This is a genomic window from Exilibacterium tricleocarpae, assembly GCF_007004655.1.
Taxonomy (GTDB): domain Bacteria; phylum Pseudomonadota; class Gammaproteobacteria; order Pseudomonadales; family Cellvibrionaceae; genus Exilibacterium; species Exilibacterium tricleocarpae.
Window position 1 is genome coordinate 133,653 of record NZ_ML660104.1, and the last position, 12,542, is coordinate 146,194.

The 12,542-nt window shown below is 54.4% G+C and carries 6 protein-coding genes; 4 read left to right on the forward strand and 2 right to left on the reverse strand.

All coding sequences use genetic code 11. From position 1 onward, the window contains the following. Positions 1–10: 10 nt before the first annotated feature. From FKG94_RS22635 to FKG94_RS22645, 3 genes are all read left to right on the forward strand, one after another. Positions 11–1,636 carry an SAM-dependent methyltransferase gene (locus FKG94_RS22635; RefSeq protein WP_142929229.1) on the forward strand — a complete coding sequence of 542 codons (1,626 nt, stop codon included), beginning with the start codon at positions 11–13 and terminating at the stop codon, positions 1,634–1,636. Positions 1,637–1,785: 149 nt separating this feature from the next. Further along, positions 1,786–2,514 (forward strand): hypothetical protein, encoded by a 729-nt coding sequence (locus FKG94_RS22640; RefSeq protein ID WP_142929230.1) that lies wholly within the window; start codon positions 1,786–1,788, stop codon positions 2,512–2,514. Between the two features lie 32 nt (positions 2,515–2,546). Next, a complete protein-coding gene (locus FKG94_RS22645) occupies positions 2,547–3,329 on the forward strand; it encodes a hypothetical protein (protein WP_142929231.1) in 783 nt (260 codons plus the stop codon). A 43-nt stretch (positions 3,330–3,372) separates the two neighbouring features. Here the strand turns inward: FKG94_RS22645 and FKG94_RS22650 are convergent, their stop codons facing one another. Both FKG94_RS22650 and FKG94_RS22655 read right to left on the reverse strand, forming a co-directional pair. After that, positions 3,373–3,963 (reverse strand): response regulator transcription factor, encoded by a 591-nt coding sequence (locus FKG94_RS22650; RefSeq protein ID WP_142929232.1) that lies wholly within the window; start codon positions 3,961–3,963, stop codon positions 3,373–3,375. Positions 3,964–4,130: 167 nt separating this feature from the next. Then, positions 4,131–4,634, reverse strand: coding sequence for a response regulator transcription factor (locus tag FKG94_RS22655; RefSeq protein WP_142929233.1), 504 nt, complete (start codon positions 4,632–4,634; stop codon positions 4,131–4,133). A gap of 850 nt (positions 4,635–5,484) precedes the next feature. Between FKG94_RS22655 and FKG94_RS22665 the strand changes: the two genes are divergently transcribed. After that, the coding region (locus tag FKG94_RS22665; RefSeq protein WP_246125336.1) for an AvrE-family type 3 secretion system effector at positions 5,485–12,542 on the forward strand (7,058 nt) is incomplete at its 3' end.

A 12,542-nucleotide genomic window follows, 5' to 3' on the forward strand; every position in this document is an offset into this window, starting at 1 on the left:
AGAAAGCATAATGTCTGCTAAAGATCTTTCGTCGCGCTATATGATCCAGAGCTATGTGCCGAGGCAGCAGTCTGTTGCCGTAAAAATAAGCAACAGCGGAGACAGGTTCGGACTGGATTCCTTTTTCACGGAAAATATTCCATTTGACAGTGTGACATCCAGAGTAGTGGCCGCCCAGCTTGTGGATACTATTGTTTTCCTGGTTGAGCGGATCCCAAAAAATGCTGAAGAGAAACTGCACATTTATGAGTTTGGTGCGGGTCTGGGGATACTGGCGGGTAACGTGCTGGATATTATGCGGAATTTTCATACAAGTCTTTATGACAGGGTGGTGTTGCATATTTCGGATATATCGGCTTCCAAACTCCATGAATTAGAGCGTTTGCCGGCGTTTGTCGAGCATCGCGATCATGTGATTTTTCAGGTGTGCGATCTGATAACACCGGTTTTCTCCCCTGGCGAAGAACCTTTACTGGTCTATCATTCTTATCTTATGGCTGCCCTGCCAGTAAGACATATTATTATGGTTGAAGGCGCCCCTTATGAGGCATTGATAAAAACCACAGTACCGGCGGACTTGGAGCTTATTGATACCGAATTGGAAGTGCCGCGGCGCCTTGGCGCAATTGATATCAGGAAAAGGTGTGAACAACCCACTGCCAGCCTGTCGCCACTGTTAATGCGCAGATTGTGCCCGTTTATTCGTGAAGAAGTGAAGATGATTCCGGTTTCGGAGTCAGATATGTCCGCCGATGAAAAGGATTTTCTCAGGGAATGGCTTGCCTATACGCAACCCAGGGAAATGAAGTTTTTTAATTTTCATTATCTCGCAGCTGTGAGTACCCTGAATCTGGCCCGTGCACTACCGCCGGGTGCGGGGTATGTCGTTATTGATATCGGAGAAGAAAAACTCATACAGGAGGGCTTGTGTATCGACCTTCTTTCGAGGTACGGACTCTATACTTACTACCCATTCAGTTTTCAACTGCTTGAGTTTTGCGCGAAAAAATCGGGGCTGGATTACAATGTGCAAAATGAGTTTTCCTACTCCAACGGCAACGTGGTCGGTTTCCTGTCCAATACCCGCGACAATGGCGATTATGTCTATCATTTTGACAAGGTTTTCAGAAAGAGTAATCCGGGTTTCTATGACAAAATGCGCGGAAAATTTGAAGCTGTAAATTCGAACGAGGCATTTGATACATTTTGTTGTGCCTGGCCTGAACTGCAAAAATCCTATTTGTTATGGCTGGGGTTTGCCCGCACGATGTTATGCAAGAAGCTCTATGACGCGGCGATCACCTGCCTGGAAAATGCACTGCGGGATTCTCAGGGGCTCTCCCTCACCGCGAAAACCCTGCTGGCGCAAACCTATGAGCACAAGCAAGAACCTAGCCGGGCGATAGCACTATACGAGGATATTTACCGGCACTCACCTTATCACGAACCGACGCTTAGAGCACTGTGCCGCCATTATTTGGGAGAACGTGAATACGACAAAATGATTGGGGTGTTAAAAGCCTGGATCCGATCGACCCGGGAAAATACAGTGGACCGACAGGTGTTGATGCTAATGCGCGCATTAAAGCAGACCGGCGATACTGAGGAACTGAATAAGTGGCTCGGTTGGCTATGATCTCGCACCTATAGATCAATCGCTTTACTACTTTTGATGGATACCTCAAGTCCCACCAAATCTGTATCTTAGGGTATAAATATATCCTGTCAGGGTGCTATCGCGATTAACCGCAATAGCTGCCTGGCGTTACTGTCCGGGAGGTCTCTATGCGTATTTCACCAACGGAAGTCAATGGCATTAATCCCAGTGAGGCGGTACAGGGCCCCAATGCGGTTTTCGAAGCGAGTTCAGCCGTGCAGGAGCGGGCAAGGAGCGGTTTCGAAAACGCGCTAAACGTCTCTGAGGGCGGTACCCAAGAGGGTACCGGGGGCATGGCCCAGCCGCAGCTCGGCGCACAGCTACAGGAATTATTAGAGTTGTTGCAGCAGTTACTGGTGCTGGTGCTGGACCGGTCCAAAGGTGGCGACGCTGGCACCGCCGGTAGCGCTCCCCAGTCGTCTGTTGCCAAACCCGGCGTTGCGGCGCCAGCTGGCAACAATGGAGGTGCGGGGCAGGTGCAGGGCGATACCAGCCCCGGTGAGAATGTGGATCTCGGCTTGAGTAAAGGGCCCGATGGAAAGCTGACCGAGGCTTCGAAACAACGCGTTAATGAGTATATCGCCGATCTTTCGGATCAATCCGGAAATGAAGTTGCTGCCCAGGTATATGAGGCGGAGGATGGTCGCCTGATGACCCAGCTTACTCAGGGCGATCACGACAGCGTCAGGTTCAACGTACCAGGTGGCACTATCTACAATGCACATACTCACCCCGACGGGCCGGCGCACCCCAGCTCCACCGACCTTAACAACCAGATCTCCGGAGCTGAAGACACAGTGGTGGCGACTGACGGCAGGGGTGGCGTGGCGTCTGTAAATCAATACAGCGGGACCTAATCTTTCTTTCTGACCCATAGGAGGCCGCCGTTATGGCCGTTGAAAGCTTGCCTGTAGCTCAAAATACAACCTTGGCTCAATCTGACCCGAACCTCATGGGGCCGGCCGGCGACGGGGGTAGTGCGGCTCTTTCAGAGTCACTGAGACAATCATGGCGCGCAGCGAAAACAACGACCGGCAGGGTGCCGGTCGAGTCCGCCGAACGGGCGAAACGCGAGGCTCGTAAATTGGCTGCCAACGCGGCTGCTGGCCGGGGTGTAACGACCGCGGAGGTTGAGCAGTTGGATCGCCGGGCGTACGAGTTGCAACAGGCGGCCGCACACCTGGAGCACAAAGCAAAGATGGCCGAGAATATAGCCAATATCCTGGGTGATCTGCCTGGTGGTGATACGGCAGAGACTAAAGCCTTACAGCAGTCGCTTCGGGAAGCATCGGTTAACATGAAAGAGGATGCAAAGTCTATCAGACAAGACGTCGAAGAAATAAGAGAGCAGATCTGTGCTGCTCTCGAGATGGCGGTGCGGCAAAGAAATTTAATCAAAAAACAAAATAATTTGAATGCTGAAAGAGCGCTGAAAACACGAGAGAAAGAGAAGGAAGAGGCGGCAATAGAGAATGAGGAAATACGCGAACAGCAACGCCTTGATGCGATGTTTACCGATCGACGTCGAGCAAGTTCACAGGAGAGTCAGGGGCGGCTGGAGCAACGGTTGCATCAGGGTGCCGCACTAGTGGACCATGCGAATGTGAGGCGCTGTCGGGCGGAAGTGCCGATAGCGACTGGTTGTGATTCGATATCCCGTTCAAAGTTGTAAAGTAGCCACCTTTGCAGTCAACCCCATCACTAGATACTTTCCTCTACTCACAACCCAGTACCTCCTCGCCGCGAATCGCCGCCTGGGTGCGATTTGTGACTCCCATTTCCCTGAATATAGCCATACAGTGAATTTTTACAGTGCCTTCGGACAACGCCAGTGCTCGCGCAATCTCTTTATTGGACTTACCGCGCACCAGCAGTGCTAATACATCCCGCTGGCGCGATGTTAACTTAAAGGTGCCGCGCACTTCGGTCGAATCGGTCTGTCCTTCGGTCGTTATCGACGCGGCTTCTTCGGTTGCTTCCTCTGTCCCACCACTGGATTCTATAGGTTTTAGTAACAGGCGCGCACCTGCCTTGGCTGATGCCTGAGACATACCGTCGAATATCGCTACCAGCGTCAGCGTGGGGTAATTTTGCTGCAGTTGCTGGATCTCACAAAGCGCTTGTATGTCGGTTGGCTTCAATGCCGTGATTACCATGTTAATCCGTGCATTGCGTTCCAGGCAGGCTAAGACATCGGCAAATGTCTTTGCCTCGAACACGGCGATTGAATGAGCGAGGTCCTGCGGCAGCAGCTCCTCCAGGCCGATGGTCAGGTGATTGTTCCAGAAGACCGCTGATAGTTCCATTTAGCTTTACTCGTATAAAAGACGATAACAAATCAAGTGCTCTGGTTGTACACGGACTGTTGGGGGCATGGCTGGCTGTCATACAGGTTTATCATTCTAACGATGCACGGCTTATCAAGACATATGCCATGGGTCTTAAAACATTTGCTATGTTGATAATTTACCGGTTAATGTCGCATTGAGTGTTCAGCCAGCAGCGCAGCTTGTGTTCTGTTGGAGACCCCCAGTTCCCTAAAGATCGCCATGCAGTGAATTTTCACGGTACCTTCGGATAGATTCAAGTCGCGCGCGATCTGCTTATTGGATTTCCCATCACTTATGCAGCCAAGCACTTCCTTCTGGCGTGGTGTCAGATGACCTAATTCAGGCTTAGTCATCACCTCGGCTGCGGTGAGCGTGGGCGCCGGCCTGGGCATAGAGTTAAAAAAAGCCAGCAACGCGATCTCCGGATATCGCTGCTGAATCTGCTGGATTTCATGTAACACCTGGATATCGGTGAGTTTCAGCGCCACCAGTACCAGGTCGACCTCGCTGTGACCCTCAAGAAGGTCAATCACTTCCGAGGAATTGCTTGCTTGAATAACATTTACCGCATTTGACAGTTCACTGCCAAGGGTGTCCTGCATCTGGTTTTTCGAAGACGTAAGCCAGAAAATGACCGATAAGCTCATAATGTCTGTCCTCACTGTTACGGTGAGCGTTGAAAAGGGGAGTAAAATCAGTGCTTACGGAATCGAGCACTCATTTCTATGTTACAAAGTCGAATAGCCCTAGCCTGATATCTATCTTATCGGCATAGCTTAAATTTTGACATTATGAATTAAGACTACTACAAAAAGACTAGGTGAAAATTCACTGTTTTCGTTAAAAAATATAGTATCTGTATATCCTATATTATTTTCTACCTGCCATTACGCTACTGATGGATTTTTCACCAGCACGGATTAGTGGGAATCTATCGGCTATGGCTAAAGTCATATGACCTTGGTCAAATGAGCCTTTTGCAAAGCGGTCCTCTGGGCTGTTGTTACAAGAGGGCCGCTTTGCTTTCACCCTAAAGTAATCGAAAACCGATTGAAAGTTTCCTGACAGGTATAAGCCTAAGCCCTGCTGTTAAAAAAATCCTGTGCCAAGGATCAAGGTCAACATAAAGGGTCCCCAAACGAGGGTGTTGGCCGTATTAATAAAACCGTTAGTAATTTCCATATTCTTCCTTCCTCGATTCGTATTCATCGTCAGTAATTTTTTATTTTGTTTTTATAAAATCTAGTAATGTGTGGCGGAAAAAGCTATCTACCGGCATGGATGGCCTCGAATCAGATATGTCGTTGTGGGAGCAGATCGTTTGAGAGGTGGGGCATTAAAGGTAATACCAATGGTGTAATACGTTTAACTAATAGAAATCAGTTCCTGTACCTGTAACATATAACTACACAGTATTTGCAGTGGAGTTTAACTTAGACACCACGCTGATTGATCCAGACATCAGTTAAGGCTTTAAAGTAAAAGGGGAGTACAGATATGGCCGTTGGCAGCGTTAAGAACAACACTCAAGCCCCCCCTGTAAATCCGACCGCAACAGGGGAGGCGCTCGGGCCAGGGGGCGCCAATGCCAATCCCTTAGCCGCAGCAGATGCCTCAGCGCAATGGCAGCAGGCCCATGCTTACCCCCAGGGCACCAATCCCCAGGGCACCAGCCCCCAAGACACCAATCCCCAGGACACCAATCCCCAGGACACCAATCCCCAGGGCACCAATCCCCAGGGCACCAATCCCCAGGGCACCAATCCCCAGGGCACCAATCCCCAGGGCACCAGCCCCCAAGACACCAATCCCCAGGGCACCAACCCCCAGGGCACCAACCCCCAGGGCACCAATCCCCAGGGCACCAGCCCCCAAGACACCAACCCCCAGGGCACCAACCCTCCGGCCGGCTTCCCTCCGCAGGCAGGTGACGCTCCCGGCACATCCGTTGGTGGTCATATACAGCAGGCCCTGGATCGTGCTTCGGGATGGCAACGAGAGTCAAGCGATAGCACCCCCGGCTCTATTGTGCCGCCATCGTTGTTCGGGTCCCGTACCGCGGGTTCGGGGTTGGCGGCCTGGAACCCCAACACGCCACGAAATGAGAATCTACTCGCCAACCAGAACGGCACTGCCCATACCATCCACAATGGCCGGGTCTATGAATGGAACCGGGGCACCCATCAAATGGTGCCCACGGCGGTTACCAACGCCGAGTCTCTAAAATTGGGTACCGATGGTATTGCTTATGTGCGAAAAAATAACGGTGACCTGGAGGGCTTGACCGACAGACCTTACCAGGCACCGGCACCGGCCAGCGATACCGCATCCATTGTCAGCAATGATCAAACACCGGCGACTAAGCCTCAAGGTCCCTTTGTCGGCCAAATCCCGAGTGATGCGAGGGATTTTGCGGTGCAATCGGCGGAACGGGCTTATTATGTGGATAACGGCGGAAAACTCTTCTCGCTGGACAGGTCAGGGACCACCGAGAACGTCGGCGACACCATCGGGCTGCCTACCCAAACTCCCCTCAAATCGGTTGCTGTAGATCGCAATGATCGCCTGTGGTTACTGGATGATAGCGATCAACTCTGGCGCAAAGGCCCGGCGGATTCAGGTGGCTGGGAGCAGCATAAACAACCGGCGATAAACGCGGGTGATAAAATCCAGGGTTTGCGTGTATTAGGTGATGGTTTGCCTGCCGTGGATATGAAGACACAAACGGGTGAGCTGCAGACTCAGCGTCCCTGGGTGAAAAACAATGTGCATACTCCTGACTGGTCCGAGGTGCCATTTCGCTATGAAACCCGACGTCCTATCGATAGCGCTTTTATGCAAAATCGGATACCTCGCACCACCGTTAACGCCGGTGTGTCATTGTTTAATGCAACGACACAGAGGCGCGACAGCAAGCCGATTGCCGATATGTGGCATGGAGGTAAAAGTCATTTTATCCGCAACCCGCGAGGAAAGTATTCTGAGAGTCATCGCCATGTGGTGCCCGATCTGCGTAAAGGGATCGAGCAGGATGTGGCCGCTTTGCGCCAGGCGAATACCCAACTGGCCCCCGAGCACCGGCAAACCTTGAGAAACTCCAATTTAGGTGCAGCGGTGCAAGACCGGACCGCACAATCACTCGACCGTATCAGCCGAGCCCTGGGCCTGGTGGCACCCGGTGGCGGTGAAAACCCAGGCTATCAACAGGGTAAGGAGTTTAAAAAGTACAGCGGCGTTGGGGCGGGGCGTGTGCGTTCCGACAACAATGCCCTGTATCTGGCGCAATCCCGCTACAACAGTGCGCTTGGAGCCGACGCCAATGATCCCGTCAATCGGAGTTTCAATAGCCTGTTGGATAAAGGTGTGTATATACCGACGGGTTCTGAGGAAATTCTGCTGGGGAAAAACGGCCTGCCCAAGACAATAAAAAATACCCTTGAAGTGCCCATGGGCACGATTCTTCGCGGCGCCAATATCCTGCAGCGGGCGGGGCAGGGGCTGGGGTCGATCAACCCCGGTCCGGAAAGTGCGGACACTACGAGAGAGTTGCTGAATAGTGAGGCCAGTACTTTTGCCAACCATGGTCTGAACCAGTGGGCCGATGTCAACTTCAACGATCTCAGGCAGTTGAAGCGGCAGTTGGCTCTTTTTGACCGCTATGCCGGTATGGCCAACAATCCCAACGACCCAATGATGCGGGTACTTAGCCAGAGTGGTGGTATGCAGGGCGATCCCGTTGAGAATTATGTCAGTGTGGCCAATGGTGACATGATGCTGGCAGAGCACCTGCGGCTTTCTAAGAATACCACTCTAGGCATAGGGACCGGCGCGATTTCCAGTCTCTTCTCTCTGGCACCATCGGGCGTCCTCGCGGTCCCGGAGGTATCGCTTGCGCGCACCAAAGGCGCGATGTTGGAGTTTGAAAGAAGAGGCCCGGGGCAGGAGGTCAAATTCATAGGGGACTCGAGGACCGGGGGCAGTTTAGGCGCAGACGTTTACGTGGGTGTGGAGTCGGGAAAATATGGTAACTTTTCGTCTTTTGTGGGGGGGCAGGTGGGAGTGTCCGGCAAGGTCAGCCGCAATCACCGTTTCGAGGGCACCAGTCTATTTCACGATACCGGAACTAACAGCAACACGGGCAATCCGTCGCGCGTAAACCCGGGGGTGGAGCGGATAGGGCAGCTTATGCAAGATAAGAATGCCGACCCCTTGAAGTTTTTGAACTCCGCACAGCTCAATGAGAACGGCCGGAAAAACACCACTGACGCGAGTGTCAACCCACGCGTAGGTGCAGGCCTGTTTTTAACAGTTGACGGACCGTCTTATCCGGATGGACAAGCACAGGCAATTGTCGGTGCGGGCGTTACGGCACAAGCTGATTTTTTACACTACAGGGCAACAGACGGACATGAGGTGGGGCCCAAGGGTGTTGAGGAGCGTTATTCCGGCCGTCAGTTTGACCCCACCGCCGGCGCCGGTCTGAATGCCGGGGTTTTCGGTGCCGGACGTAATGTACACATCGCACCCGCAGAAACCGGCTTTCACCGCACTGCCGCCGGTCTCGATATAGGCGTCGGTCACCAGTTCGACCGCTTTGCCGGAGGCGGACCTCAAACCGGTATCCTGAACAATGTACCGCTCCCGCGTGAAGAGCAAAAGTTCAACCACGAGGGTGTGTTTTGGAAAGACTTCAAAGAATGGGTTGTTCAAGATGTCAGTGATCTGAAAAAACCAGAGAAATTTCCACATATAGCGGAGTTAAGCGCGGCACTCCCGGGGTTTGAACAGACCCTGGATAAACTGATTGCCAACGGCGATCCGATTGTCTTTGACACCGCGCTTAGCGATGAAGCCAAAGACAAAATTGCCAACTACAACCCACAGACCGACGGTGAGTACGGCGAATTTGCCCGGAGGATTGCCAAAGATCCTAAAAATCACTATATCGATGTGTTCGCCCAGTATGGCTTAAAGAGTAGGCAGGATTCCGCCGGCTTTAATATGGGCGTAATGTACAACGACAAAGCCCAATATGCGCAGTTAGTGCTTCCCGGCTGGGTTTTTTTCCACTACCCTCAGGGTACAGGTGCGGATGCACCGAAGCTCCCCTCCGGGATGCCGAAGCCCGCCAGCTTCAGTCTCTCAGGCAACGCCTTCAACGGCCATGAGGTCGCGGAACCCGACTATGGCCGGTTACAGGAGCGTTTCGGTAACCTGGACTCCGCGCGTCTGTCCCGCGAACAGCTCTCCGCTAACTTCGCCCTGGTGCCCGACGGTCGCTCACTGGCGCTGGACGGCCAAGAGGCCGATCAGCGCATTGCCTTGCAAAACGGCCGGCTTGTCTATCGGCCAGGGGCTGAACCCGCTGCCTATCAAAACCTCACCATGGGGGCTGACCCGAGCGCTTTTGTCAATCAGGTGATGGATCAGAGTACGGATTTTGTGCCTCTCCCCCAGGAGATGGTGCGTCAACTGGCCGATACCGATCGCAAATCTGAAGGTTTAGGGCCTCTGTTGCAGGCGATGCACGCGGGGCGCTCCGGCGCCTTGCCGCAGGAGTACACCGCTCAATTGAGCAATGGCGATTTCAATAAGCTGCAGAATTTGGCACAGGACCCGAATACGTCTCGTATTCCCGTGCAGCTTGCTGCTGGCCTTGTGGATCCTCTGAATACTCATACCACGTCGCCCAATGGTTTGGAAAATGCGGTCAGCGTGCGCGAGTTAATGAGCAACTTGGCTGCCAAGCCCGGCGCCGCGAACCAGCTTACCCCCGCCCAGGAGTATATCCTGGGTGAGTTTTTCCCCAATGCAGACGGCGCCCTGGACCGCGATGCCCTGGATCGGGCCGTGGGCAACCCCGAGCGACTGGCCGAGGTGGATAGCTATCTGGCTAGACTCCAGGCGCCCCAGGGTCCGTTCAACGACAACGAAGTGAAGTATCATGTAGATCGGCTGCGAGACAACCCCAATCTGAACCTCACCGATTTACCCCCGGAAACTCAAACGCTACTGAATCGGCATTTTGGTGATAGCCCGCAGACCTATGGTCCCACCAATTTGGACAACGTGATCCACAATGCTGAGTCTTACAACCAGTTTGTCAATGATATGGAAAAGCCTCAACCCGATATCAGCCCGTTGGGAAATCGCAACACCCACAGCTGGCGCGTCTCTGGTCTGACGGCGGCGGCGGGGGTCGGCAATGTTGCCCTGGGCGGAGCGGAAATCAACCGGGCGGTGCAGGGGCTCCAGTCCGATGATCCCGCGGTGAAGGAAGCCTCCGTCCAGGCACTGGGCCTGGTGGGGGGCGCGATGAGCGCCGACGCGATCAGCGCCGGTGCCGGCCTGGTGGATCAACATGTCACTCGCCAGATCACCAGAGCCATTGATGCGGGCGCCGACGCCGGTACCGCCGGCGTCAAAGGGTTGGCCCACCTGAGCAAAGGGATGCGCGCCCTGGGCACGGTCGCCACCGGCGCCACCACGTTACTGGATGCCTACGGCGCCTTCGACAGTTTCGCCAAAGGCTTTCACACCGATGATACGGCGGACAAAATCAACCATTTTGTCAACAGTGGGTTGAGCACCGCCGGTATCGGCATCGGTATCGGCACCGGCGTGGGTTTGGCCACGGGGAGTGCACTCGGCCCCATCGGTCTGGGGGTCGGTCTCGTCCTGGCGGGTATCCAACAGGGCGTCAATGCTGCCCACCAGGTGGATGAACTCGAGGAATACGCCGACCTCGATACCGGGGAAATCTGGGATACCGGCTGGCACCTGTTCTGGGGCAACAAACCCGCCGATCCTATCCAGCAGGAATACGCCACCAATTTCAGTCAGGTGGCCGCTGACCAGGAACTGGCCCAGTTCGGTAAGGATATGCTCAACGACAACCCGAACCTGGGTATGGTCGTCTTGGGCCGCGGCACTGCCGGTTACCAACACCATGACAGCGGTGAGTACACCCCCCACTGGGAAAACCGCTTCAACGGTACCGTCGACCTGCGCGCGGGTGAAGGCTTCGATGCGGCACAATTGGACGGCAACTATGAAGACCGCTACGAGGGTCACGATCAGCGCTGGGCGTCCATTCACAGCGATGAGCAGGTGATGGTGGCCCAACACCCGGAACTCGGCCCCGATGACCGGGTCCTGATCGATACCGGCGAGGGCGATCAAACCGTGTACGGCCGTGAAGACAATCCCAATGACTTTATCGTCCGGGCGGGCAAGAAGGAGTTTATCGGGGGCAACCAGGACGATACCTTCAATATCATGGGCATGCGCGGCGACAGTGGTCGATTGGACGGCGGCGAGGGTGAAGATACCTTGAACCTGAGCCAAATCGAGGAACATGGCGAGAGCACCACCGGTTACACCGTGGATTTGGAGGCGGGCCATATGAATCGGACCCTGACCGACGAGGACGACCGCTCGCGGGAGGACCATCGGTATGATTTGGACAATATCGAACACGCGGTGGGCCACGGAGACATGGCCGATACGTTGATCGGTACCGAGGGCAATAATCGCTTGGATGGTCAGGGCGGCGGAGACACCTACCACGGGGGCGGTGGTGACGATCTGATGATCGTGCGCCCCGGGGACGAGGCCCATGGTGGCCAGGGTAATGATGTCTATAACATCATCGCGGATATGGAGTCAGAACGGATCGATATTCACGAGGAGCGCAGCGACAGCGATGAGAATCTGGTGGTGCTGGATCATGAACTCGACGCTGTGCACGCCTCAGAGCTTGAGGAAAGCGGCCCCTATAGCCACGATCTGGTGACCACCTACGGTGAGGGAGAAGCTGCCGTAGATGTGGCCTATGAGGATTACTATGGCGAAACCACCGACGGTCAACAGTTCCGCAAGAACACCATGAATCGACTCACCGACGATGGGTTTATGCTCATTGAGGCGGGGGAACGCTTGATCGACAGCCCCGAGTCCCATACCGATGAGGCGATGGCCGTGTACTTGCCGGAGGCCGACGGCCGTTCCCTTCACGGCAACCTGCACCTGGATAAGGAGAACGGTGAGGTCTCCATCGGAGAGAGCGGCGATGATGACCGGCGTTCTGTGGATGTCCCGGCGCATGTGGAGGTGGCCCTGATCGGTTCCCATAATGATGACGTGATCAGGGGTGACGATGGCGATGACTATATAGAGGGCGGTGGCGGCAACGATGAGTTGGTGGGCCGCGGTGGCAACAATGGCTATGGTGTGACCCTGTATGACACGAACCGGGAGGTCTACGAGGCCCGCCGGGACAAGGATGAGGCGCTGGCCAGCGAGGGTGTGATCACGCAGGACGAGGATGCCGACGAGCCCCACTGGGCTGTGCCCGACGATTATGAATTTGAGAATGCGACCCAGACAACCGTGATTGATAACAGCGGTGCCAACCAGGGCCATCTGAATATGGGCGGGGTGAACCGTGACGACATTCAGTTTGAACGCGACGGCGATGCCCTGATCATTAGTCCGGACCGTGCAGCATTCGAGGAACGGGAGAAGCAAGCCTACATTGAGGAGCAGCAAGAGGC